Source organism: Pseudomonas sp. JZ114 (assembly GCF_051027705.1).
Taxonomy (GTDB): Bacteria; Pseudomonadota; Gammaproteobacteria; order Pseudomonadales; family Pseudomonadaceae; genus Chryseomonas; species Chryseomonas luteola.
The window spans coordinates 509710-535982 of sequence record NZ_CP069256.1; the positions used below are offsets into that span (position 1 = coordinate 509710).

23 protein-coding genes are annotated in these 26273 nt (G+C 56.7%); 9 read left to right on the forward strand and 14 right to left on the reverse strand.

From position 1 onward, the window contains the following. Positions 1–68: 68 nt before the first annotated feature. The 10 genes from pgi to dksA form a co-directional block, all read right to left on the reverse strand. Positions 69–1733, reverse strand: a complete 1665-nt coding sequence (gene pgi, locus JQR90_RS02465; RefSeq protein WP_434140367.1) for a glucose-6-phosphate isomerase — start codon at positions 1731–1733, stop codon at positions 69–71. Between the two features lie 182 nt (positions 1734–1915). Continuing rightward, the gene (gene panC / locus JQR90_RS02470) at positions 1916–2770 is read right to left on the reverse strand and encodes a pantoate--beta-alanine ligase (RefSeq protein WP_434140370.1); all 855 of its coding nucleotides are present in this window, start codon (positions 2768–2770) and stop codon (positions 1916–1918) included. Next, complete coding sequence (gene panB / locus JQR90_RS02475) at positions 2767–3567, reverse strand: 3-methyl-2-oxobutanoate hydroxymethyltransferase (protein WP_019367423.1); 801 nt, start codon at positions 3565–3567, stop codon at positions 2767–2769. The genes panC and panB overlap by 4 nt, the downstream gene beginning before the upstream one ends. Before the next feature lie 254 nt (positions 3568–3821). After that, on the reverse strand, positions 3822–4307 hold the full coding sequence (folK, locus tag JQR90_RS02480; RefSeq protein WP_010796826.1) for a 2-amino-4-hydroxy-6-hydroxymethyldihydropteridine diphosphokinase: 486 nt from the start codon (positions 4305–4307) through the stop codon (positions 3822–3824). 3 nt (positions 4308–4310) lie between these two features. Beyond that, positions 4311–5714, reverse strand: coding sequence for a polynucleotide adenylyltransferase PcnB (locus JQR90_RS02485; RefSeq protein ID WP_010796827.1), 1404 nt, complete (start codon positions 5712–5714; stop codon positions 4311–4313). Between the two features lie 688 nt (positions 5715–6402). Continuing rightward, positions 6403–7833: a sigma-54-dependent transcriptional regulator gene (locus tag JQR90_RS02490; protein ID WP_010796829.1), complete on the reverse strand. Its 1431-nt coding sequence runs from the start codon at positions 7831–7833 to the stop codon at positions 6403–6405. Between the two features lie 62 nt (positions 7834–7895). Continuing rightward, positions 7896–10853 (reverse strand): sensor histidine kinase, encoded by a 2958-nt coding sequence (locus JQR90_RS02495; RefSeq protein ID WP_074829436.1) that lies wholly within the window; start codon positions 10851–10853, stop codon positions 7896–7898. After that, the gene (locus JQR90_RS02500) at positions 10837–11013 is read right to left on the reverse strand and encodes a hypothetical protein (RefSeq protein WP_010796831.1); all 177 of its coding nucleotides are present in this window, start codon (positions 11011–11013) and stop codon (positions 10837–10839) included. The genes JQR90_RS02495 and JQR90_RS02500 overlap by 17 nt, the downstream gene beginning before the upstream one ends. A gap of 103 nt (positions 11014–11116) precedes the next feature. Then, positions 11117–12004 carry a tRNA glutamyl-Q(34) synthetase GluQRS gene (gene gluQRS / locus JQR90_RS02505; RefSeq protein ID WP_434140373.1) on the reverse strand — a complete coding sequence of 296 codons (888 nt, stop codon included), beginning with the start codon at positions 12002–12004 and terminating at the stop codon, positions 11117–11119. 57 nt (positions 12005–12061) lie between these two features. After that, entirely contained in the window at positions 12062–12505 is a 444-nt protein-coding gene (gene dksA, locus JQR90_RS02510) for an RNA polymerase-binding protein DksA (RefSeq protein ID WP_010796833.1), read from the reverse strand. Between the two features lie 238 nt (positions 12506–12743). On the opposite strand from dksA, the gene JQR90_RS02515 reads away from it, so the two are divergent. The 6 genes from JQR90_RS02515 (at position 12744) to deoA (ending at position 19133) form a co-directional block, all read left to right on the forward strand. Further along, positions 12744–13916, forward strand: coding sequence for a pyridoxal phosphate-dependent aminotransferase (locus tag JQR90_RS02515; RefSeq protein ID WP_010796834.1), 1173 nt, complete (start codon positions 12744–12746; stop codon positions 13914–13916). Between the two features lie 21 nt (positions 13917–13937). Further along, positions 13938–14645, forward strand: coding sequence for a DNA/RNA nuclease SfsA (gene sfsA, locus JQR90_RS02520; RefSeq protein ID WP_010796835.1), 708 nt, complete (start codon positions 13938–13940; stop codon positions 14643–14645). 367 nt (positions 14646–15012) lie between these two features. Further along, a complete protein-coding gene (locus JQR90_RS02525) occupies positions 15013–15951 on the forward strand; it encodes a nucleoside-specific channel-forming protein Tsx (RefSeq protein ID WP_037030719.1) in 939 nt (312 codons plus the stop codon). A gap of 59 nt (positions 15952–16010) precedes the next feature. Continuing rightward, positions 16011–16424, forward strand: a complete 414-nt coding sequence (locus JQR90_RS02530) for a cytidine deaminase (RefSeq protein ID WP_010796837.1) — start codon at positions 16011–16013, stop codon at positions 16422–16424. Positions 16425–16490: 66 nt separating this feature from the next. Then, positions 16491–17756: a NupC/NupG family nucleoside CNT transporter gene (locus JQR90_RS02535; protein ID WP_010796838.1), complete on the forward strand. Its 1266-nt coding sequence runs from the start codon at positions 16491–16493 to the stop codon at positions 17754–17756. Positions 17757–17825: 69 nt separating this feature from the next. Beyond that, positions 17826–19133, forward strand: a complete 1308-nt coding sequence (gene deoA / locus JQR90_RS02540) for a thymidine phosphorylase (RefSeq protein WP_010796839.1) — start codon at positions 17826–17828, stop codon at positions 19131–19133. A 236-nt stretch (positions 19134–19369) separates the two neighbouring features. Here the strand turns inward: deoA and JQR90_RS02545 are convergent, their stop codons facing one another. The 3 genes from JQR90_RS02545 to JQR90_RS02555 all read right to left on the reverse strand — a co-directional run bounded on the left by JQR90_RS02545 (position 19370) and on the right by JQR90_RS02555 (position 22187). Continuing rightward, positions 19370–20167, reverse strand: coding sequence for a Crp/Fnr family transcriptional regulator (locus tag JQR90_RS02545; RefSeq protein ID WP_010796840.1), 798 nt, complete (start codon positions 20165–20167; stop codon positions 19370–19372). A gap of 75 nt (positions 20168–20242) precedes the next feature. Beyond that, entirely contained in the window at positions 20243–20530 is a 288-nt protein-coding gene (locus tag JQR90_RS02550) for a TfoX/Sxy family protein (protein ID WP_010796841.1), read from the reverse strand. Positions 20531–20645: 115 nt separating this feature from the next. Then, positions 20646–22187 (reverse strand): AAA family ATPase, encoded by a 1542-nt coding sequence (locus JQR90_RS02555; protein WP_010796842.1) that lies wholly within the window; start codon positions 22185–22187, stop codon positions 20646–20648. Positions 22188–22304: 117 nt separating this feature from the next. Here JQR90_RS02555 and mrcB point away from each other — a divergent pair, with 117 nt between their 5' ends. The 3 genes from mrcB to JQR90_RS02570 are packed head-to-tail and all read left to right on the forward strand — an operon-like array spanning position 22305 to position 25704. After that, positions 22305–24626 (forward strand): penicillin-binding protein 1B, encoded by a 2322-nt coding sequence (mrcB, locus tag JQR90_RS02560; RefSeq protein WP_010796843.1) that lies wholly within the window; start codon positions 22305–22307, stop codon positions 24624–24626. 11 nt (positions 24627–24637) lie between these two features. After that, positions 24638–25378 (forward strand): tetratricopeptide repeat protein, encoded by a 741-nt coding sequence (locus JQR90_RS02565; protein WP_010796844.1) that lies wholly within the window; start codon positions 24638–24640, stop codon positions 25376–25378. Continuing rightward, positions 25378–25704 (forward strand): YqcC family protein, encoded by a 327-nt coding sequence (locus JQR90_RS02570; protein WP_010796845.1) that lies wholly within the window; start codon positions 25378–25380, stop codon positions 25702–25704. Before JQR90_RS02565 ends, JQR90_RS02570 begins: the two co-directional genes overlap by 1 nt. 3 nt (positions 25705–25707) lie before the next feature. On the opposite strand, the gene JQR90_RS02575 is transcribed toward JQR90_RS02570, so the two are convergent. Further along, positions 25708–26157 (reverse strand): DUF4124 domain-containing protein, encoded by a 450-nt coding sequence (locus JQR90_RS02575; RefSeq protein ID WP_010796846.1) that lies wholly within the window; start codon positions 26155–26157, stop codon positions 25708–25710. Between the last annotated feature and the right edge of the window lie 116 nt (positions 26158–26273).

Here is a 26273-nt window from a genome sequence, read left to right on the forward strand (position 1 = left end):
CTGGCCGAAAGTCGTAGGTGAAAATAAAAAAACGCCGCAAGAGCGGCGTTTTGAGCGGAGCGGATTGGTCAGCCGCGATGGTGCTGGCGGAAGTACTCGATCAGGCCTTGAGTCGAGGCATCTTCCGCATCCTCTTCTCCATTGCCAACCAAATGCTGATAGACGCTGTTACCCAGCTCTTTACCCAGCTCTACGCCCCACTGGTCAAAGGCATTGATACCCCAGATCACGCTTTGTACGAATACCTTGTGCTCATAGAGCGCCACCAGGGCGCCTAGGCTGCTCGGGGTTACGCGCTCGAATACCAGCGTATTGCTGGGGCGGTTGCCCGGGATGACCTTGTGCGGAGCCAGGAATGCTACTTGCTCATCAGGCAGGCCCTTAGCGCGCAGTTCGGCTTCCGCTTCTTCAAGCGTCTTGCCGCGCATGAGGGCCTGGCTCTGGGAGAGGCAATTGGCATACAACCAGGGGTGATGGTCAGCAATGGGATGATGGCTGGAGGCCGGCACGATGAAATCGCATGGAATCATCGGGGTGCCCTGGTGCATCAGCTGGTGATACGCGTGTTGCCCATTGGTGCCTACGCCACCCCAGATGACCGGGCCGGTTGCCGTGGCGACGGGAGTACCGTCCTGGCGAACACGCTTGCCATTGGACTCCATATCCAGCTGCTGCAAATGCTTAGTGAAGTCGCGCAGATAGTAATCGTAGGTCAGTACAGCGTGGCTCTGAGCATCCCAGAAGTTGCCATACCACACACCCAGCAGGCCCAGCAGCACGGGCAGGTTGCTTTCGAAGGGCGTGTTCAGGAAGTGCTGGTCCATAGCATAGGCGCCGGCCAGCAATTCCTTGAAATTGGATACACCGATGGCAATGGCAACAGGCAGGCCGATTGCCGACCACAGCGAGTAACGGCCGCCGACCCAATCCCACATCGGGAAAATGTTTTCTTCGCTGATCCCGAATTCAACGGCTGTCTTCACGTTGCTGGAAACCGCAATGAAATGCTTATGCAGATCCTGCTCGGCGCAACCCTGACCGAGGCACCAGGCACGTGCAGCCTGGGCGTTTTTCAGGGTTTCCAGGGTACCGAAGGATTTGGAGGAAACGATGAATAAGGTCGTTTCGGCTTCCAAGCCGGTCACCAGCTCATGGAATTCGCTGCCATCGATGTTTGCGAGGTAATGGCAGCGGACCTGCGACTGTGCGTAAGGCGTGAGTGCCTCGGCAACCTGCTGGGGCCCGAGGAAGGAGCCGCCGATTCCGATATTGACGACATCTGTGATCGGCTTGCCTGTGTGTCCTCGCCAGAGGCGGTTATGGATACGGTTGACCAAGTCGGTCATGCGGCCCAGTACGCGATGTACCTCCGGCATGACATCCTGCCCGTTCACCATCACCTTGTCGCCTAGCGGGCGGCGCAGGGCTGTATGGAGTGCAGGACGATTTTCCGAGGAATTGACGGGCTCGCCTGACAATAACGCCTTGATCGCGCCTTCAAGGTTTGCTTCACGTGCCAGGTTGATTAGCAGGTCGCGAGTCTGCTGAGTTAGCAGATTCTTGGAGTAGTCCAGAAACAGCCCGCAGGCGCTCAATGAAAATTGCTTGAAGCGTCCTGGGTCCGCCGCGAACGCATTACGCATAGTGAAGGACTGCATCTCCTGACGATGTTCTGTCAGTGCCTGCCAGGACTTCAACTCGGTAACGTTGATAGGCTGTTTGTAATACTCCATTGGGATTCGCTTCCTTCTGTAGGTATTGTCGTACGTTGTGCACTACATCTTGGGGTAAAGCTTGTGGCACGCCCGGCTATAGCACGCCAGATAGAGCGCGTCAGTCAAGCTAATGATGGCCGTCAGACACGAAAAAGCCCGGGGTGTTCCGGGCTTTAGCGAAGCGGTGCTCATCCTGCTGATTAGATATCAAGCTCGAGTGACAAATTATCAATCAACCGCGTGTTTCCAACATAGACGGCCAATAGTATTACCAGTTGCCGATCGGCTTCTGCCGCCGGGCGCAATGTGCCTTGCTGACGAAGCTCCAGATAATCCACTCGCAGGCCATCCGCTTCAAGCTGCTGTCTGGCCTCGTCGAGCAGGGCAGGGTAATCGCGGCGACCTGCCTGGATACGCTCGGCCACTTGTTTCAGCAGGCTGTACAGGCAAGGGGCCGTGGCGCGCTGTTCGCCATTGAGGTAGCCGTTACGTGATGATAGTGCCAGCCCATCGGTGTCTCGAACGGTAGGCTGACCTATGATCTCGATAGGCATGTTCAGGTCATTGACCATCTTGCGGATAACAGCGAGCTGCTGGTAGTCCTTTTCACCAAACACAGCGACATCAGGCTGGACCATGTTGAACAGCTTGCTGACAACCGTGGCGACGCCTTCGAAATGACCGGGGCGGCTGGCGCCACACAGGCCTTCTGGAACGACCGGGACGCTGACCCGCGTCTGGTGGTCCATCCCTTCGGGATACATCTCCGATACGGTAGGTGCAAACAGAACTGCGCAGCCGGCCGCTGCCAGTTTCTCCTGGTCAGCGGCAAGCGTTCTCGGGTATTTGTCCAAGTCTTCGGTGGGACCGAACTGCAGCGGATTGACGAAAATACTGGCAACCACAAAATCGCTATGGGCCCGCGCTGTATCAACCAGGGCGACATGGCCTGCATGCAGATTGCCCATGGTGGGAACAAAGCCGATGCGCTTGCCTGAGCGACGGGCCTCGGCGACTGCGTTTCGCAGCTCGCTGATAGTGTGTACGGTAATCATGCCGAAAATCCGTGTTCTGGTGCGGGAAAGGTGCCGCTCTTGACAGCCTGAACATAGGCTGTGAAGGCTTCCTGGATACTGCTCTGGCCGGCCATGAAATTCTTCACGAACTTGGGTGAGCGGCCTGTCAGAGCAAGGCCTAGCATGTCGTGCATGACCAGTACCTGCCCATCCGTGTCCGCGCCAGCACCGATACCGATGACCGGTATGTTGGCAGCGCGTGTGATGTCGGCCGCCAGCGGGCTGGGGACACACTCAAGCACAATCATGGCAGCTCCGGCTGCCTCAAGCGCCTTGGCATCTTCACGCAGCTGCTGGGCGCGAGCCTCATCACGCCCTTGTACCTTGAAGCCACCAAACACATTTACTGACTGAGGCGTAAGGCCCAGGTGCGCGCAGACCGGAACGCCCCGTTCAGCCAGCTGGCGAATAGGCTCTGCCAGCCAGGCAGCGCCTTCCAGCTTGATCATGTGCGCGCCGGCCTGCATCAGTGCGCCAGCATTCTGGAAGGTCTGCTCCAGTGTCGAGTAAGCCATAAAGGACATATCGGCCACGATAAGTGCGCCACGATTGCCGCGTTTTACACAGGCCGTGTGATAGGCCATATCGGCCGTGGTAACAGGCAGGGTGCTGTCGTGGCCCTGAAGGACCATGCCCAGGGAGTCGCCTACCAGCAGTATTTCGACGCCCGCCTGGCTAGCCGTATGGGCAAAGGTCGCGTCATAGCAGGTCAGCATGGTGATTTTTTCACCACGCTGTTTCAGCGCCTGCAAAGTGGTGAGGGTAACCTCAGGCATATCAAACTTCCTCTTCAGGCTGTGTCCTGAATGGCTGGGGACATACAGTCGTATCTTTTTATTCTGGTTGATGGCTGTAGCGAACTACAGATCTCATCGCTTGCCTGCCAATTCTGCAGAGGACACAGCCTGTCTGTAGGCAGTAACAAAGGGATGGCCAGGCAAGTGGGTGCCTATAGTCTCGGCGAGTTCAGGGGAAGTCAATCACGATGTGTTACCGGAACGTTACGGTAACACTATGACTTGCAAGTCCCTTATTCCAGTCGCTCCAGGCCCACGAACGGGCACTGGTCCAGCAGAGCCTGCAACAGGCTGCCATCGGGCAGGCGCAACTCATCCGAGGCAATTTCGGCCAGAGGGTAGAGAACGAACGCCCGGGCATGCATATGATAGTGCGGTACGGTCAGGCGGGGCTCATTGATCGTGTGGCTGCCGAATAGCAGGATATCAAGGTCTAGTGTTCTGGGGCCCCAGCGCTCATCCTTGCGGACTCGACCCTGCTGTTGCTCGATGGCTTGCAGCTCATCCAGCAGCGCAAGTGGTTCCAGAGCGGTATCAAGCGCTGCGACAGCATTTACATAGCGGGGCTGATCAGCCGGACCCAATGGGTCGCTTCCATAAAAGGAGGATCGGGAGACAAGTCGGCTTTGCGGAAGTGTACTCAACGCCGCCAGCGCTGATTCAAGCTGGGTACGGGGCTCCGCCAGATTACTGCCGAGCCCGATGTAAACACGCTCCATCGATTACTCCGCTGACGGGGTAGGTTTGTCGGTGCCAGGTGTGCGACGCTTGCGTGACCCACCGCCACGGCGGCGCTTGCGGACCGCGCCCTTGCCGTCTTCCTGACTCAATTCACGAATCATCTCTCGACGTTGACTGTCGCTGACTTCCTGATAACGCGTCCACCATTGACCCAGGTTACCGGTACGCTCGCCGGCGCTCTCACGCAACAGAAGGAAGTCATAGCCTGCCCGGAAGCGGGGGTTTTCCAAGAGCATATCGGCGCGTTTGCCCTGACGACGAGGCAAGCGTTCCTGCATGTCCCAGATCTCGCGCATGGGAATAGTAAAGCGCTTGGGAATGGCGATCCGGCGACACTGTTCAAGCGTAATGTCGTGAGCCGCTTCCTGCATGGCTGGAATCGGTGGCAGCCCCTTTTCCTGATGGTAATCCACGCGGGCGGGAAGGGCAGGCCAGAGCAGCGCTGCAAACAGGAAGGCGGGTGTTACCGGCTTGCCTTCACGAATACGTGCGTCCGTATTGGCCAACGCCTGCTTGATGAGACGGCCTGTGTATTCAGGGTTCTTTTCGAGCGCTTCAGCTGTTGCCGGGAATAGAGGGGCAAAGAGATCATAGGTGACCAGCAGCTCATAGGTGCGCTCTGCGTTACCGCTCAGGAACAACTTGAGCACTTCATCGAACAGACGGGAGGCTGGGATATCCCTTAACAGGTGTGCCAGGCGGCGAATAGGTGCTGCTGTCTGCTCTTCGATCTCGAAGCCCAGCTTAGCCGCGAAGCGTACGGCTCGCAGCATGCGCACTGGATCTTCCTGGTAGCGCTGCTCGGGATCTCCAATCAGGCGAATCAGGCGATTACGAATATCCGAGGCGCCATTGGCATAATCGAAGATACGTTCCTGGGTAGCTTCGTAGTACAGGGCATTGATCGTGAAGTCACGCCGCTGTGCATCCTGCTCCTGATTGCCATAGATGTTGTCACGAAGGATGCGTCCACTTTCGTGGCGGGCGGAGTGAACGGAGTCTTCATCCTCTTCTTCTTCGGGGTGATTGGCGCGGAAAGTCGCCACTTCAATGATCTCTCGGCCAAAATGTACGTGGACCAGCTTGAAGCGACGTCCAATGACGCGTGCATTGCGAAATTCAGCGCGTACCTGCTCAGGCGTTGCGTTGGTCGCGACGTCGAAATCCTTCGGCTCAACGCCCAGCATCAGATCTCTTACGCAACCACCGACCAGATAGGCCTGGTAGCCAGCCTTCTCCAGCCGATCCACAACGCTCAGGGCATGGCGACTAATCTGTTCACGCTCCAGCGCGTGCTGGCTACGAGGAATCACGATAGGTAGTTCAGGCTTACTGGGTGCGCGACGTAATGGCGAACGCAGGGACTGGATCAGCTTTTTCAGCATTGATAGCACTGTTCTTGAGGTCGGCGGAGCGAGCGGAAACCCGCGGTTATGGCGGATTCTAGCATTATAGGAGGGGATCTTGAATGATGGCTGGCGTGAAGCTTAAGGCACTGGGGGAGCCGAAGCTCCCCCCCAAATTGGTACGTGCTTTGTTTTTATTGTTATATCGAACCTGTTGTTTTTCTTGTCTGGTCCGTCCTGGTCGGATACCTGCCGCCAGGAGGGCTCCCAAATTCGGGGCCAAGAGCAAACGGATTACTTTGGACGCTGATGTCGTCATGATCACAATTGATCTATCCAGTGCAGGTGCTGCCTCAGGGCAGTTTTATTGTTCTCGGCCTGGTACGGGGCAAATGCTCCGCAATCGACTCTTCTCCAAAATGATCAGTTAGCTACGCCTCCGCCTGCTTGTTCTTATTGTGCTGGAGTCGTTACGTCTTATTTTTATTAGGGGTTTTACTGATTTTTTATTTTTGTTGTGCCAGATATAAAGCAGATGCTGTGCCAACTTTTAAAAATCGTTTTAAAACAATGGCTTATGAAAATATGTAGTGTTTTTTGAGGCGGGCAACATGAGAAATTCGTTACCGTTAACCTCGCCTGATGTTACGGCGGTAACACATTCTGAAACGATGGCCCTGTGTTACCCGCAAAAAAAACGCATCGGTAACGATGCGTTTTCTGTCTATCAGGACAGGTCGGTGCTGGTAGCGCCCGTTTTTCGGCGCGGAATACCAAGCCGTTGACGTCGCTCCCACAAGCACTTGCGACTTATGCCAAGCTTGCGGGCTAATTCGGTCTCGGTCATGTGGTCCTGGTGTTCAAGCACAAAGTGCTGGAAATAGTCCTCCAGGGAGAGGTCTTCCGTAGGCTCATGGCTGACATTGGAGGAGCCCAGAGGCGTCTCGAGTGGATCAAGGAAGTGTTCGGAAAGGTCCAAATCTTCCAGTTCAATATCGATGCCGAGCAGGTCCGGTTCGATTTCGTTCTTCTCGCTGAGAATGACGGCTCGTTCGATTGCATTCTCCAGCTCCCGAACGTTACCCGGCCAGCTGTAATGGCGAATGGCGAGTTCAGCTTCCTGGCTGAAATGCATGGTCTCGCGACCCATGCGGTTGGACTGGCGGGCCAGAAATACGCGGGCGATTTCTAGCACGTCATTGCTTCGCTCACGCAACGGCGGAAGGCGCAGGGAAATAACATTCAGACGATAATAGAGGTCTTCCCGGAATTGCCCGGTCTTGGCCAACGTCTTCAAATCACGGTGAGTGGCTGCAATCAGGCGGACATTGACCTTTTGCGACTGCACCGAGCCGACGCGGCGAATCTCGCCCTCCTGCAAGACACGCAGCAGGCGTGCCTGAGCTTCCAGCGGCAGCTCGCCGATTTCGTCCAAAAAGAGCGTACCGCCATCAGCTGCCTCGACCAGGCCAGTGCGGCTTGCGCTAGCACCTGTAAAGGCACCTTTCTCATGGCCGAACAGTTCGGACTCGATCAACGTTTCGGGAATGGCAGCGCAGTTCACAGAAATCAGAGGCGCTTTTACCCGGCGTGACAGGTTATGAAGTGCACGAGCCACCAGCTCCTTGCCCGTACCGGACTCCCCCTGAATGAGCACGGTGGAATCGGTAGGGGCAACCTTGCGAATCTTGCCATACAGATCCTGCATGGGAGCACAACTGCCGATGATACCAATGTCGCTGTCGTGGACTGGCAGCGCTTCGCCGCGAGTGGCTGGACGCTCCGGCGGTGTCTGCTGCGGGGCCTGTTCGCGCTCGATGAGAATGCGCGCAACCGCTTGCAGCATCTCGTCATGGTCGAATGGCTTGGCGATGTAGTCGACAGCGCCTTGCTTCATGGAGTCTACGGCAGAGCGCAGGCTGGCATAGCTGGTCATGATCAGCACCGGCTTGCCTGCCGCCAGGTCGATCAGCTCAGTCCCAGGGGCACCGGGCAGGCGCAGGTCACTGATAATCAGGTCGAACGATGGAATGTCGTAACGATCCTGCGCTTCCTGCACAGAGCCAGCCTCGCTGACCTGAAACTGATTGCGCTCGAGCAATCGGCGCAGGGCCGAGCGAATGATGGTTTCGTCTTCGACGATCAAAATATGTGCCATATTGGGCTCTCTCGACGGTGGCAGAGCGGAGGCGCCAGGCAGTGGCGCATCTCGTTTCCGCTCTACGTTCCGGTTACGGCTCGATCAGGTTGTTCAAAATGACGCGGCAAATTCACACGTATACGCGTACCGCGGCCTTGCACAAGGTCGATCGGGCTGTCGATCATTATGTCTCCATAATGCTCTTCCACGATGGAATAGACCAGAGCAAGGCCAAGTCCCGTCCCTTTACCAGGGTCTTTGGTTGTAAAGAAGGGCTCGAAAAGACGGCTGATTATGGCTTTTGGGATGCCGGAGCCTTCGTCCTCGACGATAAGCGTTACCGTCTGCCCACGGGCTTCGCTACGCACCTTAATCGTGCCGGTGGGTGGCGAGGCATCGCGAGCATTGGACAATAGATTGATCAATACCTGAGCAAGCCGCTGCGGGTCGCCTTTGACCCAGTGCTCCGGATCGCACAGGTTCTGGAACTCGACATCGACGCTGCGGCGGTTAAGCGACAACAGCGAGATGGCTTCTTGTGCAGTATCTAACAGTCTGACCGGCTCTGGGTCATGTTGCCGACCACCGGCATGGGCAAAGCTCATCAGCGATTGAACGATGCGGGTGATGCGGCGTGTCTGCTCGACGATCTGTCCGCTAATCTCCTGAATTTCTGCATCCGCTTCGCGTTCTTCCTGAAGGATCTGTGCCAGGCAGGCAATACCGGTAACCGGATTACCAATCTCGTGGGCGACTCCTGCTGCGAGGCGGCCAATAGAGGCGAGGCGCTCGGAGTGAATCAGTCGATCTTCGAGCAGCTGGGTCTCACTGATGTCTTCCACGACCAGAACGTTGCCGCTGTTACCGGGGGCAAGGGGCTCGTCGATGGCCGCCTTGTGCAAATTGAGCCAGCGCTGGTTGCTGTCGAGTGCCAGGCGCTGTTTGTATAGATGCTGGTCGGGAGAGCGGAGAAAGCGTTCGAACAGGGCTTTCCAGGGCTCAGGTAGTGCCGAAAGGCGCGAGCCTACAACTTGCACTGAGTCGATGTTTGTCAGCCGCTCCATGGCCCGGTTCCACATCAGGATCTCGCAGTCCTGGGCTAGCGCGCAAACACCCATGGGCAGTTCCTGCAGGGTTTGCCGGTGGTAACGACGCAATGCGTCCAGTTCGGCTGCAAGACCTGTAAGACGGGACTGATAATCTTCCAGACGGCTTTCAATAAAATGGATGTCTTCGGTGACATAGGCCTCGCTGCCTTCCTTGTAAGGCAGGAACGTTTCGACGATATCCTGGGCGACCCGTGGCCCCATCAGGCCTGACAGGTTGGCCTCGATACGGTCTCTGAGCCGACGTAGCGCGTACGGGCGGCGCTCGTCGAAGGGAAGCAGCAGATCGCTGAGGGCGCGCTCTACTTCCTTCTGGGCGGTCTTGGCACCCAGGGGCTTGGCCAGCTGAGTAGCGAACTCCTGGGGCGAGGCGGCAATCAGCTCCCGTCGCTGGGGCCGTCTGACATTGTCTACCGCACAGGCTTCCGCCGCGCTTTTTTCCTCATCGCTGGCTTCGGTGAACAGAGAGACCAGTGCAAACACCAGAACGTTAGCGGCCAGTGACGCCAGGGCTGCCAAGTGCCAGTTGGTGGCATCGATGTAGTAGGAGAAAGGACCGACTTCGAAGCCTTTCATGAAGCCAAGCGCCGGCAGCAGCATGGTCAGCGTCCACAGGCCCATGCCGGTCAGAAGGCCTGCGATGAAGCCGCGGTGATTGGCGGTCTGCCAGTAGAGAACAGATAATGCGCCTGGTAGAAACTGCACCGTGGCCACAAAGGCAACAATGCCAAGGCTCGACAGGTCGCTATGATTACCGATCAGACGGTAGAACCCATAGGCGGCCATGATGATGGCTGCAATCAATCCGCGGCGCGTCCAGCGTAACCAGCGATAGATATTGCCATCGGTAGGTGGCTGATACAGGGGCAGCACCAGGTGGTTGAGCACCATGCCAGACAAGGCCATGGTCATCACGATGATCACGCCGCTGGCGGCGGACAGGCCTCCTACAAACGCTACCAGCGCCAGCAGCGGTTTATCCAGCGCCATGCCCACACCCAATGTGAAATATTCCGGGCTCGTGGGCGCTCCAAGAGCAAGACCGCCCCAGAGAATCGGTGGAATAGCCAGGCTCATCAATAACAGGAATAACGGAAGGCCCCAGCTGGCGCTGACAAGGGCACGGGGGCTCAGATTTTCCGTGAACGCCATGTGATACATGTGTGGCATCACGATGGCCGCCGCAAAAAAGACAAGGAGCAGGATCCGCCAGGGGCCTTCCTGCAAGGGTGTATGCAGTGTGGAAAGTGCTGTCTGATTCTGGGTCAGCCAGGTTTCAAGCCCAGAGGGACCATCGAACACGGTATAGAGCGTTACCAGGCCAACAGCACCTAGCGCGATGAGCTTGACCAGCGATTCGAAAGCAATCGCTACCACGAGTCCTTCATGACGTTCGCGAGCGGTAATCTGTCGCGCGCCAAACAGCATGGCGAACAGCGTAATCAGAAAGCAGAAGGCCAGTGCCGGGCCGTCCTGTGCCGGTGCGCTGATCAGAATGCCGGTGCTGGTAGCGACCGCCTGGATCTGAAGGGCCAATAATGGCAGAACGGCAACCACCATCAGCAGGGCCGTGAGTGCGCCTGCCCAGGTACTTCGAAAGCGAAAGGCGAAAAGGTCTGCCAGTGAAGACAGCTGATAGACACGGGTCAGCCGCAGAATGGGGTAGAGCAGCACAGGCGCCAGCAGAAATGCGCCACATAGACCCAGATAATAGGAAAGAAAGCCGTACCCATAGTCATAAGCCAGGCCAACCGTTCCATAAAAGGCCCAGGCACTGGTATAGACACCTAACGACAGGGTATAGATGATCGGATGTCTGACCAGGCGGCGGGGGACCCAGCCTCGCTCGGTCATCCAGGCTACGCCAAAGAAAATCAGCAGATAACCTGCGCTAATGGCAAGCAGTTGGGAAATACTAAAGCTCATCGGCATCGCGTTGGCTCTGAAGAATAAAAGTAACCACGATCAGAATCAGCCAGAGCAGGTAAGGGCGATACCAGGCACCAGTCGGGTCGATCCACCAATCCATGATGGCAGGGGAAAACAGGTAGATGCCCACAACCAGGAGCAGGACCAACCGGTAGATATACATACTGCATTCTCAAATAGGCCTTGGCTCGATGGTAGCCGATGGACGGGGGGCCTGCATCCGTTAACGCAGGTCTGCCTTATCCGTTTTGAGACAATCTGCGTTGTTACCGGAGTTCAGCTTCGGCAAGTGTATGGGTATGTGGTATCCGGGCAGGCTGCCAGGATTGTATACCCCAGGTCAGAATCTCTCCGGCGCTGGCGCCATGGAGCTCGGAGGATGGCTGCTGGCCTAGCGCACGCAGGGCTCTGAGCAGTAGCGGTCCGGCTTGATCGTGCGGAAGAGGCGGGGAGCGGTACGATTTGCCCAGCTTGTGTCCGTCAGGCTGAATGATCAGCGGGACGTGCAGGTAGCGAGGCTGGGGAAAGCCCAGCAGTTCCTGCAGATAGAGCTGACGCGGCGTGGAGTCGAGAAGGTCTGCACCTCGGACGATATCGGTAATGCCCTGCCAGGCATCGTCCAGTACCACGGCGAGTTGATACGCAAACAAGCCATCACGCCGACGGATAATAAAGTCGCCTACGTCCCGTCCTAGATGCTGGCGGAATTCGCCTTGTACCCTGTCGGTAAAGGCATATTCGAGCTCAGGAACCCGGATGCGTATCGCGGCCATGTCATGGGCATGCTGGGCGTTACGGCAGTGGCCTGGATACAGTCCCCCATAGCCTTCCAGCTGTTTGCGCGAGCAGGTACAGGCATAGGCCAGGCCGCTATGCAGCAGGCGCGCTACGGTAGCCTCATAGGCATCATGACGATCACTTTGCCGCTCTACGGCGCCATCCCATTCGAAGCCATAGCGTTCCAGCGTGTCGAGAATGGCTGTTTGGGCGCCTGGAACCTCACGAGGCGGATCGAGATCCTCCATGCGTACAAGCCAGCGCCCTCCTGCGGCACGGGCGTCCAGATAAGACGCAACGGCTGCAACCAGTGACCCGAAATGCAGGTAACCGCTAGGTGTCGGGGCAAACCGGCCTATATAGGATGAGGTCGTCATGGTGGGGAATGACAATCGTTAAAAAGCAAGCGGGGCGCCTGAGCGCCCCTTGATCGATCAGGAACCGATCTGCTTTTCCTTGATTTCCGCCAGTGTCTTGCAGTCGATGCACAGACTGGCAGTCGGACGGGCTTCAAGGCGGCGGATACCTATTTCGATACCGCAAGAGTCGCACCAGCCGTATTCGTTGTCTTCGATCAGCTGAAGCGTCTCGTCGATCTTCTTGATCAGCTTGCGCTCACGATCACGGGTACGTAGCTCGAAGCTGAACTCTTCTTCCTGGGTCGCACGGTCGGCCGGGTCGGCATGGCTGCCGGCATCTTCCTTCATGTGACTTACAGTGCGGTCTACTTCTTCCCGCAGTTCCTGCTTCCATTTATTCAGGATGTTAGTGAAATGGGCGCGCATGCGCTCACTCATGTACTCCTCGCCAGACTCCTCCTGATAAGGTTCGAAGCCACGGGTCAAAGGGGTGTTTTGCTGTTTTTCGTCGGTCGCCATGGATGACCCTCTCACTTTCGCTAATCCTGTCCGCAGGCTGGATACGTCTACTGGGCAAGAGGCCCCCGCGGATGCAAGCGGGCGAACTTACCAGAAGCCTTGGTGCGGCGCTACTACCTGAAGTCCTTGTTATCAAGCCCCAAGGCATATCTTGTGGGTCTTGCTCGAGTTATATGTATTGGTGCCGTCTTTATAGCCTTGGTTAGAATCCCCTCTCTCTAACAAGTTCGGATAGACCATGACCAAATCATTTAGTGCGCGTAGCCGTGCCATTGAGCCCTTCCATGTCATGGCCCTGCTGGCTCGTGCCAATCAGTTACAGGCCGCTGGACATGATGTCATTCACCTGGAGATCGGCGAGCCGGATTTCACGACAGCAGAACCCATCGTCCAGGCTGGGCAGGCGGCGCTGGCGAATGGTAATACCCGTTACACCGCTGCGCGAGGTCTGCCTGAGCTGCGCGAAGCCATTGCCGAATTCTATGCCAAGCGCTATGCCGTCAATATTGATCCCGAACGCATTATGATTACGCCCGGAGGCTCAGGCGCACTTCTGCTAACCAGTGCGCTTCTGGTCGACCCGGGCAAGCACTGGCTGATGGCTGATCCCGGTTATCCCTGTAATCGCCATTTCCTGCGCCTGATCGAAGGGGCGGCCCAGTTGGTCCCGGCTGGTCCGCAGACGCGCTACCAGTTGACGCCCGAGCTCGTCGACGCCCATTGGACGCAAGACAGCGTAGGTGCTCTAGTAGCATCGCCTGCCAATCCCACGGGAACGGTCCTGCACAGGGATGAGTTGGAGGCGCTCTCCAGGAGTCTATCCACGCGAGGCGGTCATCTGGTAGTGGATGAGATCTACCATGGTCTGACCTATGGGTTGGACGCGGCAAGCGTGTTGGAAGTCGATGACGAGGCCTTCGTTCTGAACAGTTTTTCCAAATACTTTGGAATGACCGGCTGGCGCCTGGGCTGGCTTGTCGCACCGTCGGAGGCTATTCCAGAGCTCGAGAAGCTCGCACAAAATCTTTATATCAGCGCACCCACGATTGCTCAGCATGCGGCCTTGGCCTGTTTCAAGCCAGACGCGATCGAGATTTTCGAGGCCCGGCGTACAGCGTTTCAGCAGCGTCGCGACTTCCTGCTGCCAGCCTTGCGGGCGCTGGGCTTTAAAGTTGAGGTCGAGCCGGAAGGCGCGTTTTACCTCTACGCCGATATGTCTGCCTTTGGCGGTGATGCGTATGCTTTTTGCCAGCACTTTATCGAGACCGAGCATGTAGCCTTTACTCCGGGGCTCGACTTCGGACGCTACCGTGCCGGTCAGCATGTCCGCTTTGCCTATACCCAAAGCCTGCCGCGGTTGGAGGAGGCCGTCACACGCATTGCTCGCGGCCTCAAAACCTGGCGTCCCTGATCATCGAAGCGGAAGTAGTCCATGCAGTTTGATCCACCTCTGGAAGAGGGGCTTTTGATCCGGCGTTATAAACGTTTTTTAGCTGATATCGAGACGGTGACGGGCGAGACTCTGACGATTCATTGCCCGAATACGGGATCAATGCTCAATTGTCAGGCAGAGGGTGCTCGTGTCTGGTTCAGCCGTTCCAATGATCCCAAGCGCAAGCTTCCTGGGACATGGGAGCTTGTAGAGACGCCTCACGGGCGGCTCGCCTGCATCAATACCAGCAGAGCGAACCGGTTGGTGGAGGAAGCGCTATTGGCTGGGGCAATTCCAGAACTTGCCGGCTTTAGCGCGTTGCGTCGTGAGGTGGCTTATGGCGCTGAAAATAGCCGGGCGGATTTTCGTTTGACGTATCCCTCAGGAGAGGTTTTTGTCGAGGTGAAGAGCGTAACGCTCGGCTACAACATGGACTGTGTGGCAGCTTTCCCGGACGCCGTTACGGTTCGGGGAGCCAAGCATCTACGTGAATTGTCGGCGCTGGCGCGTGAGGGCGCGCGTGCGGTGCTGTTGTATTGCGTCAATCTCACAGGTATCGAGGCGGTTCGTCCTGCCGATGATATCGATCCTGTCTACGGACGTGCATTGCGCGAGGCGCTGGAGGCCGGAGTCGAGATTCTGGCTTACGGTGCTGATGTTACGCCACAGGCCATACAGGTGACTCGTCGGCTTAAGGTCGTGATGTAACTCTCGGTGGGATGAGCTCGACCACGCCGTTGTGCCCTTCACAGGGCACGAATGAGTCATGACGGTGCAGCGACCAATGGATTCAGTAATGTGAGGCCGACTGATTCCGGTGTGCATGGGGAAAATGCGGGCCGGCAGCGGCTCTTGCCTGAATCCTGTTCAGCGAGTCAGGTTTGGCACATCCCGTGCTTACGCTCCCTCCCACTTTACAAACGTATCAATACGTAACCTTTTTGTAATGCGGTTACTCCGTACAGGGTAAAGCTTATGGCCTTCTGCTGTGCCTAATCTGGCGGGTGATGTAACCCTTCGAAGGAGTGCAACATTGGAGTACGCGGTTATTTCTCGTTTCTTCACCTGTTTACCTATGACCAAGCGGACTCAAAAGGTCTTGTTAGGTGTCTCGCTGACTGCAGGCATTGGCATGCCCGTGTTTGGAGCGACGCCACCTGCGCAAGGAGAGGAGAGTGCCCAGGGCGAGGACCTCAGCTACGAAGTCGCTCCGCCGGAGAAAGGAACCTATCTGTCCTCCTGGTATAACCAGAACGTGACACTGATCGGTAGCAAGGACATCAGCTTCGGTCCACGGCCCGTCGATGATATCTATCTCGAATATGAATATTTCGGGCGTAAAGGGCCTTTCGAGCTCTATGGGTATGTCGATATCCCCAAGGTGTTAGGGATCGGTAACAGTCACGACAGCGGTGTATGGGATAAAGGCTCTCCCGTGTTCATGGAGCATGAGCCGCGGGTATCCATCGATGAGCTGCTGGGTCGCAAGCTGGGGTTCGGCCCTTTCAAGGAGTTCTATGTTGCGTTTGACTGGATTTATGATCACGGTCATAACCGCGAGAACCGGGGCAACACGCTTTATAGCGGCCTGGGAACGGATATCGAGACGGGGACGCGTCTCAACCTCTCCGCTAACCTGTATGTGCGCCGTCAGTGGGAAAATTATGGCGCTGCCAATGAAAACTCCTGGGATGGCTACCGGGCGCAGCTAAAGTACATTCTACCCTTGGGGACGTTCGACAACGGAGCGTCCCTAACATATGTCGGCTTTACCAACGTTGACTTCGGCTCGGATCTGCATGACAAGGCAGGCCCTGCTCGTACCGCCAACGCGACCGTTGCTACCAACGTCCTTTTGTATTCCTTTACGCACCTGCGCCTGATGGCAGTGGGGCGCTATTTCCATAATGGCGGACAATGGAAGGATGGCACCGAACTGAATTTTGGTGACGGCCCCTTCAGGGCTCGCTCGAACGGTTGGGGCTATTACTTCGGCGTGGGTTATCAATTCTGATTCATAAAACGAGGCTGGAACGTTTAAAGTGCCGGCCTTTTATCTGCGAGGACCTCCTTATGAGCGAGCATGCCGCCACTGAGCATGAACAATTGTTGGAAGAAGCCAAGCTGGCTGCTGACCAAACTTACTCACCGTATTCTCAGTTCCCCGTGGGCGCAGCACTGCTGACCGAGAACGGACGCGTAATTCGCGGCGTAAACGTCGAAAATATTTCCTACGGCCTCACCAACTGTGCCGAGCGTAGCGCATTGTTTTCGGCCATCAGTCAGGGATTTGCTCCACGCAGCTTCAAGGCAATTGCCGTTTATGCTCCCAAGGTTCCGCTGATCAGCCCGTGCGGTGCCTGCCGTCAGGTCCTGCTCGAACTTATGGCGCCTGATGCAGTGATCATCTGCCAGGGTAGCGACGCGTTGGCCACCAAGGTCTGGACACTCAAGGAATTGCTTCCGGGCGCCTTTGATTCTTTCTAACGTCACCGAAGGCTTGCCGGCGTTCGAGTCGGCGCTTGAGGTCCTATTGTGTTCGGAGACAACACCATGATCAGTCTTGTCGGGATGGCTGTGCTCGTCGCTATTGCCGTCGTGCTATCCAGCCATCGCCGCGCCATCCGGCCGCGTACGGTTCTCTGTGCCTTTGGCATTCAGGTCGCGCTAGGGGCCTTTGCACTCTATATCCCCTGGGGCCAGACCGTGTTGGCATCGATCTCCAGTGGCGTCTCGTCGCTACAGCTCTATGCGGACAAGGGCATCGAGTTTCTCTTCGGCGGGTTGAGCAGTGCCCGCATGTTCGAGGTGTTCGGCAATGGCGGCTTTGTATTTGCCATCAAAGTACTGCCGGTCATTGTCTTCTTTGGAAGCTTTATCTCCGTACTCTACTACCTGGGGATCATGGGTTGGATCATTCGGCTGATCGGAGGGGGCTTGAGGCTGATGCTGGGGACCAGCCGGATTGAGTCGATGGCAGTAACGTCGGCCATCTTTATTGGTCAGTCTGAGGTACCGCTTGTCGTTCGGCCATTTATCGCCGATATGACCCGGTCAGAGTTATTTGCAGTGATGGTTGGCGGGTTTGCAGCCGTTGCCGGATCGGTATTGCTGGGCTATGCCGGGCTGGGTGTTGATCTCAAATATCTGATCGCTGCCAGCTTCATGGCCGCACCGGGAGGCTTGCTTATGGCCAAGCTGATGGAGCCTGAAACCGAGGCGACCCGGGACGAAACCATCGTGGGTAACCTGGGGCAGGGCGAGAATCGGCCAGCCAACGTTATTGATGCTGCCGCAGAAGGCGCTCAGGCGGGTTTGAAGCTTGCCGTGGCCGTAGGCGCAATGTTGCTGTCGTTCATTGCGCTCATTGCCATGCTTAACGGATTGCTCGGCTGGGCTGGCAGTTGGCTGGGTTATCCGCAGATCACGATGCAGCTGATTTTGGGTTATCTGCTGGCGCCTGTCGCATTTCTCCTCGGCGTGCCGTGGAATGAAGCGGTTCAGGCAGGCGGTTTCATCGGCCAGAAAATCGTTCTGAATGAGTTCGTGGCCTATGTGGATCTTGCCAACTATATGGATCCTGCCAAGGCGGCTGCTGCAGGCGTGCAGGTCTTGTCTACCCATACACAAATCATTGTGACTTTTGCTTTGTGCGGCTTCGCCAATTTGGCATCCATTGCCATTCAATTGGGTGGCTTGAGTTCCATTGCTCCGCAACGCCGCTCTGAACTGGCACGGCTTGGACTGCGCGCCATGATTGGCGGGACGCTTTCCAACTTCATGAGCGCAGCGATTGTGGGATTTTTCATCTCGATATGAACCAGGCGGCGCGGTAGTTATATGCTGCGCCTACCTCGTGATGGTGGATTAGCCCGGAGGACTGCCAGGATGTGGTTGGCTCAGGAAGTGATTCGTCGCAAGCGTGACGGCTTGGTACTGGAGCGCTCGGATATCAAGCGTTTCGTTGCAGGAATAACGGACGGAACCCTCAGCGAAGGCCAGATCGCGGCGTTCGCCATGGCTGTTTTTCTCAAGGGCATGACGGTCGACGAGCGCATTTTCCTTACGACTGCCATGCGCGATTCGGGACAAACGCTCTCCTGGATCCTGCCCGGTCCTGTAGTCGACAAGCACTCCACCGGCGGTGTGGGTGATGTGGTAAGCCTCGTTCTTGCGCCATTGCTGGCAGCTTGTGGCTGTTACGTGCCGATGATCTCAGGTCGCGGCTTGGGCCATACCGGCGGTACGCTGGACAAGCTGGACAGTATTCCCGGTTATAACTGCCAGCCATCGCCTGAACAGTTGAGGCGAGTCGTAGCTGAAGTGGGCTGCGCCATCATTGGGCAGACCGCTGACTTGGCACCGGCGGATAAACGGCTTTATGCCATTCGCGATGTGACCGGTACGGTTGAGTCCATTGATCTTATTACCGGGTCGATCCTGGCCAAGAAGCTGGCGGCAGGACTGGATGTTCTGGTCATGGACGTCAAGATGGGTAACGGTGCCTTCATGGCAGAGACTAGCCAGGCGCAAGCGCTGGCACAGAGCATTGTCGCGGTAGCCAACGGGGCAGGTGTCAAAACCCGGGCATTGGTTACCGATATGAACCAGCCGCTGGCACGCAGTGCGGGAAACTCCCTGGAAGTGGCTGAGGCTATCGCGCTTCTCAAAGGCGAGATCCGTAGTCAGCGACTTTGGGAGGTAACAATGGCCTTGGCTGCACAGGCCCTGGTTTTGGCAGGGCAGGCCAATACAATAGTCCAGGCCCATGAACAATTGCTCGGGGTCTGGAGAGACGGTTCCGCCCTAGAGTGTTTCGCTCGTATGGTGGCCGCGCTGGGCGGCCCGGTTAACCTGACCAAAGCACCGGAGCGGTATCTACAGCAAGCGCCTGTCGTCATGCCTGTTTTCAGTGAGCGACCGGGACGTGTGGTGTCCATCGATACACGTTCGGTAGGCCTGGCAGTTGTAGTCCTGGGTGGCGGTCGTCAGCACCCGGCCGATCAGATCGATCTGTCGGTTGGTTTAAGTGAGCTGGCTTTTGTGGGCGAGGCCGTAGACGAGCAGAAACCTCTCTGCTGGGTTCATGCTGCCAATAAGGACAAAGCCCAGGAAGCAGCTGTCTCGATCAAGCGTGCCTACCGCTTGGGAATGGAGAGCCCTGTGCCCGGCAGACTGATTCACGAGTACATCTGAAGGCTGGATAACCAGTTACGCACTCAGCGCAGTCGCTTTTCTCCAGACAAAAAAAGACCCGGCAGAGCCGGGTCGAAACCGTGATTAGCCTGATGAGGAGATAACCTGAAAGGCCGACCTGCTAGTCTCTCAGTTATCAGAGCCAGTCTCGCGACCAGCTGATTCAAATAATAGCTATTCTCATTTCTGTGTCAAGCTATTCGAGAATATTTCTTATTCTCAAATAGGAAGCAGGCTTATGATTTGAGCTGCTGGCGCAACTGCGTGACTTCCTTATTGAGCAGATCGATGCGGCGAGCCATATTCTCAATAAGGTTGTGAGCGATACGGGGCGTGCTGTACATCAGGCTTAAGAACTGATCCTTGGGAATGATCATCACTGTGCAGGGCTCTGTCGCTACTACAGTCGCACTGCGTTTCTCCTGGGTGAAAACCGCCATGGCGCCAAAGATTTCGTCTTTGCACACATCGCCTACCTTCTGATCATTGACCCGCGCCTCGGCGTGGCCTTCGATAATAATGAAGACGTGGTCAGCCTCATCCCCCTGACGGATCAACTCTTCGCCTATGGCAAATTGCTTGAAGCCTGTGCTGGGGCGTACTTCCTGGGGCTTGAGTCGCACCAGTGCATCGGAAAGCAGCGCGTTTTGACCAATAAGGTATTGAAGCAGCAGCTCCTGGCGCTGTTCGCTGCTGTGGATATGGCGAAACACATCCGAGCGCCGATAGGGAATGAGCGTGACGGGCTCGTCGCTTTTATAGGTGCACTCGGGAAGGTCCAGCCCTTGTCTCATGCCAACCAGGTCGCCTTCCTGCAAATAAAACAGGGGACGCCCCTCCACTAAGGCATGCACCATGCCTTTCTGTATCAAAAAAAGATGGTTGGCTGGCTCAAGCTCGCTCAAGCCATACAGGCAGTAAACGGAAATAGGCTCGCCTGAAGGGGAAAGTCCTTCGAGCAACTGCGCCGGAATGCCCTGTAGACGGCTGATCAGCTGGTCGGCATAGGTAGGCTGCTCGCCAAGGAGATACATGGCCCTGAATCCTTTATATCAGAGGTGTGAAATAGCTCGCACAATAAGCAAGCCGGTGGACGGCGTAAATCCTCATCAGCGGAGCTTGTGAGCTATCTCGTGTTCCTGAGCCAAGGCTCTGGCCTGAGCGAGTAGGGCCTGCTTGTGTTGAGGTGTCAGTTCATTCCAGTGAATGTTGAGCAGAGCGCCCTCCAGGGCATAAAGCAGAACTTTCGATGTACGAAAACCGCGTGCACATACCGCCATGTAAGCTCCCGCCGAGCCCCGATTGCGCAACTCGTCTACCGTACGGATACCTACCGCATGTAACCAAAGTACTGACGTCTTGCCGAGATTCTTCAACAACAGTAAGTCATTACTCATCGTGCCCTCCAGGCCCGTTTTGCCTAGTGCTCACTGAATGCACTCGCCTGAGTACCTCTTCAGTGTAGCGGTCTCTCCGGGCGCTGGAGGAGGAAACGATGTGTGGAGCCTGCAGTCAGTTGACCGGTAGCTTGTCTTGCATGGCCTTGACGAGCGCATCCAGGTTGGTCGGATCGGTCATGTCAACATGCCGTGTTCGGATCAATTCCTGCTCTGTCAGTGCTTCACGGCCTTGCTGCTGAGCCTGGACGACCGCCAGGGTTGCATCAGACGGATCACGGCCTTCAGCCTGGCGCTCGGCAAGCCACTGGGCAATCACGGTATCCGGGGCGTGGCAGTCGATAATCAGGAAGGGGACGGCTGCCGTTTCTGCCACCTGAGCAGCTGCTTCGCGCTGGGCCTGTTTCAGATAGGTTGCATCCAGTACTACCGGATAGCCGGCCTGAAGGATATCTGCCGCTAGGTGATGCAGGCGATCATAGGTTGCCTTCCCGGACTCAGCGCTATACAGCACGTCAGGCGTAGCGTCTTGAATCAACCGCTTGCGCTCGACATCCGAGCGAATACGAATCGCGCCCAGTGCCTCCACCAGTTTGAGCGCTGCGCTGCTTTTGCCTACAGCGGATACGCCATGGGTAATGGCCAACAGGCAGTACGGAATGGCGCAGTAACTTTCTGCCAGAGACGCATAATTGCGGTAGCGTGCCAGGATTTCAGCCTTTTGAGCCGGATCGGAGGTCTGTCCGTACTGGAAGAGGTTGACCTTGGCCCGAACCATGGCCCGGTAAGCCTTATAGAACGGCAGAACATGCAGCCCGTCATAATCGCCGGTCATCTCGAAATAGGCATTGATGAAGCGGCGGGCTAGCGTCTTGTGCTTGCGGTCTTCCAGGTCCATCGCCAGGAAGGCGGTATCGGCAATCACATCCGTCATACGGAAAGGCTCGTTGAACTCGATGCAGTCAAAGAGTACGACCTGTCCGTCCAGTTGGGTCACATTGGCAAGGTAGATGTCGCCATGGCATTCACGAATGAAACCCTCCGCCTTGCGCCGCTCGAACAGGGGATGCAGCCGGGCAAAATGTTCCTCTGCCCAGGCCTCCAGGTGATCCAGTTGGGCAAGGTCTTGTGCATGCTCAAGCATCGGGCGGATCTGCTCGAAGTTCTGACGCACAGGTGCCATCACCGCATCGGGCGACCCCAGTTCGTTTGAAGCATCGACAACCGGTGCGCTCAAATGGAAGCGCGCAATCTGCTCGGCCAGTGCATCAATATGCTGCTCGGTGAGTTCGCCGCGCTTTTCAATCTCGCTTAATAGCTGACTCTGAGGAAACTCGCGCATCTTGATGGCATATTCAATAACCGGACCTTCGCCACTTATCTGGGGTGCCTCCGGACGGCCTGTAATGGGAACGACATCCAGATACAGTCCTTTCGTCAGGCGTTGGTTGAGGCGTAGTTCCTCGCTACAGAAATGCTCTCTGGCTTTCAGGTCAGTAAAGTCAAGAAAGCCGAAGTTCACCGGCTTCTTGATCTTGTAGGCATACTCCCCTGTCAGAACAACCCAGGAAATATGCGTCTCGATAACATTGAACGCGGTAACCGGGTGCGGATAGAGGGCCGGGTTCTGCAGCGCAGCGATCAGGGTCTGACTCACAAGCGGTCCTTAGCGTAGCCATGAAAAAGTGATCGCCATTATGGCCGCTGTGAGTGACCCTGCAAACCGCTGGCTGGCGTCTGCCCGCTAGAAGCAAAGTGCGTATAATGCGCCGCCATGAAACGCACCCGATCCTCTCGCTCAAAAAAACCGTCCCGCCAATTCTTCAACTGGCGCTCCCTGTCCGGCTGGGCTCTTAAATTAGGCCTGGTGGGCTTGGTCGTCCTTGCGGGATTTTCCATTTATCTCGACGCTATCGTGCAGGAGAAATTTTCCGGCAAGCGCTGGATGGTTCCTGCCAAGGTATATGCACGGCCGCTTGAGCTGTTTACAGGGCTTAAGCTCAGCAAGGATGACTTCCTGACCGAGCTTGATGCACTAGGCTATCGCCGTGAAAAAGCCATTCAGGGGCCGGGTGACGTCTCGGTAGCAGGCTCCAGCGTTGAGCTGGATACCCGAGGCTTTCAGTTTTACGAGGGTGAGGAACCTCCTCGCTCGATCAAGGTGAACTTCTCTGGCGATTTTGTCTCGGGGCTAAGTAGCAAGGACGGCTCAGATCTGGCTGTGGCGCGTCTTGAGCCTCTGCTGATCGGCGGAATATACCCCGCCCACAACGAAGACCGAATCCTCGTTAAGCTGGATCAGGTTCCGCCTGCACTTATCAATGGACTGGTCTCGGTCGAAGACCGTGAGTTCTGGGATCACCATGGTGTTTCGCTAAAGTCGATTGGGCGAGCCGCCTGGATCAACGTCACCACAGGGCAGTTGCGTCAGGGCGGCAGTACGCTGACTCAGCAGTTGGTCAAGAACTTCTACCTCTCCAGTGAGCGCAGTCTGACGCGTAAGCTTACCGAAGCCCTGATGGCGGTATTGCTGGAGCTGCATTACGACAAGAACGAAATCCTTCAGGCCTACCTCAATGAGGTTTTCCTGGGGCAGGATGGCACCCGCGCCATTCATGGTTTCGGTCTGGCCAGTCAGTATTTCTTTAGCCAGCCGTTGTCCGAGCTTAAACTGCACCAGGTCGCTCTGCTGGTAGGAATGGTAAAAGGACCTTCCTACTACAATCCGCGGCGTTATCCGGAGCGTGCCCTGGCTCGTCGTAATCTGGTCATCGACCTGATGGCCGAACAGGGTGCGGTTACAAAGGAAGATGCGGAAGCGGCCAAGCAGCGGCCCTTGGGGATCAGTAAGGCAGGCTCGCTGACAAACAGCTCCTATCCCGCCTTCATCGATCTGGTTAAGCGTCAGCTCCAACAAGACTACCGGGAAGAAGATTTGACTGGTGAAGGGCTGCGTATTTTCACCAGCTTCGATCCAATTCTTCAGCTCAAGGCCGAGACCTCCATGACCGAGGCCTTGAAGCGCCTCGACGGCCGCAAGGGTGTGGAAGGCATTGAGGCGGCCATGGTGGTCACCAACCCGGAAACCGGTGAAGTTCAGGCATTGCTGGGCGGGCGTGATCCTCGCTTTGCCGGCTATAACCGGGCACTGGATGCAGTTCGGCAGGTCGGCTCCATCATCAAGCCTGCGGTATACCTGACAGCACTGGAAAGGCCGAGTCAGTACACCCTGACCACGTTCATCAAGGACGAACCGTTCTCCGTTAAGACCGGTGATGGTCAGGTTTGGCGTCCGCAAAATTACGAACGTGATTCCCACGGGACGATTTTCCTGTATCAGGGACTGGCTCATTCCTACAACCTGTCTACTGCCCGGCTGGGCCTGGATCTGGGCGTGCCTGAGGTGCTCAAGACCATCGAGCGTCTGGGGGTGAGTCGCTCGTTGCCGCCTTATCCTTCAACGCTTCTGGGTGCTGGTGCGTTGACTCCCATGGAAGTCGCCACCATGTATCAGACGCTGGCCAATGGCGGGTTCAATACACCGCTGCGTAGCATTCGTAGCGTTCTGGCATCTGACGGTGAGCCGCTCAAGCGTTATCCGTTCCAGATTCAGCAGCGTTTCGATCCGGGGGCTATTTACCTGACCCAATACGCGATGCAGCGTGTCGTGCGCGAGGGCACAGCTCGCTCGGTCTATAACCAGCTGCCTTCATCCTTGAATCTGGCGGGCAAGACCGGTACGACCAACGATTCACGAGACAGTTGGTTCTCGGGCTTCAGTCAGGACTTGCTTGCCGTAGTCTGGCTGGGTCGTGATGACAATGGCAAGACGCCGTTGACCGGCGCGACAGGAGCCCTGCAGGTATGGACCGGATTCATGAAGCGTGCCAAGCCAACCTCGCTGGACCTTCCGCTGCCCGATAATGTTGTTCAGGCATGGGTTAATCCGGCCACAGGGCAGGGGACCGATCCAAATTGCCCCGGCGCGGTCCAAATGCCCTATATTCAGGGAAGTGAGCCGCCCCCTGGGCCGGCATGTGGTGGACAGAACCCTTCCGACTCTGTCATGGACTGGGTCCGCGGTTGGTTGAATTAAGAGGGTAGAACGTGACTAAAGCGGTATGGGCGGCACTGGCCGCTACGGTAGTTCTGGCTGGTTGTGCCACGCCACAGCAAGGTGCTATTCCGGTTGTGGATTCAAGCACGCCTGTTTCCAATCAGGAGCTGGCGCGTAGTGGCGGTCGCATGCCGACTAATTCACTGCCGCCTATGGCTGCCCAGGCGCCACAGCAGCAGGATGGCGGTGTAACGGTGATGGTGCCCGGTGATAATCCGGCGCCCATCCAGACCTTTGCGGCAGCTCCGGCTACAGCGCCTATTTCGACGGGGCCTATAACGGTGGGACCCTCTACCGGTGCGCCAGCTGCTCAGGGGTATGACAGCTACTCAGCGCCCCAGCCGGCACCCAGCGCGCCTACGGGAATTCCTTCCGGCCGTAGTAGTGCGCTGTCGGCCGATGAGCAGCTCGATGGTCCCGTATTGGCCTTGCTGACAACAGCACAGCAACAGCAGGGCGGCGGCGATCTTAACGGAGCTTCCTCAAGCTTGGAGCGTGCCATGCGCATCGCGCCTCGCGAGCCGCAAGTGCTATATCGGCTGGCTGAAGTCCGCTTGGCCCAAGGCGATGCCGCGCAGGCTGAGCAGCTGGCTCGACGTGGACTGACGTACGCCAATGGCCGTCCTGCCCTGCAAGCCAGTCTGTGGGAATTAATCGCTCAATCGCGCGAACGCCAAGGCGATGCCGCGGGTGCGGCTACAGCACGTCAGCGTGCCAAGGTGGGTGCCTGATGGATGCTCGCCTGTCTGATCTGGCGGAGCAATTGCTTCTGATCGAGCGAGAGTTGCGTGTACTGGGATGGTGGGAAAGCGTGCCACCCAGCGATCAGGATCTGGCCAGCCAAGAGCCGTTCTGTGTAGACACGTTGAGCTTTGCGCAATGGCTTCAGTGGATTTTTCTACCACGGATGAAGGTCATCATTGAGTCGGACAGCGGGTTACCTGGACGCTCAGGCATCCGTCCTATGGCGGAAGTGGTCTATCAAAACGACATGCGCAACGTGGCAACGCTTTTGGAGGCGCTGGGCGAGTTCGATCGTCTGATCGAACATCGCTAAGGCTTAATTGCAGTTCTGATTGATCGAGAATTCGGCTTCGCTGATACGCTGCTGGCGTTCTTCCTCGGTGAGCCGTCTCATTTGTCCCCGACCCTCTTCGATCATGACCCGAGGATTACTGCGCAGCTGTGCCAGGTTGGTTCGCGCAGCCTTGCAGTACTCCTCACGCTTCTTTTCTTGTTCTCTGACGTCTTGCTGAACCTTCTGCTCGATAGAGCGCTGTTCTGCGTTGTTTACGGCGTCGCCCGTACCATTCCCGGCTCCCGGTGTGTTGGCCTGGCCTGAAAGACTGGGTGCCGGTTTTACCTTCATTTCATCTGCACTGCGGTCAGCAGGCGGTTGCGCGCTGAAGTGGGTGACGCCTTGGGCATCGACCCACTTGTAGACCTGAGCGGCGTGAACGGAGCCCATCAAGACAAAGGCACTGCTAATGGCTAAAAACGTACGCCACATGTTGAATCCTTTAGCGTAAGGGTTAGAGCGCTCTACTATAGCGAAACTTGCCTCTAAAAAATGAGACTTCGATCTGTGCATAAATTAAGTGCATAGACGGCTTGACTTGCACCGGC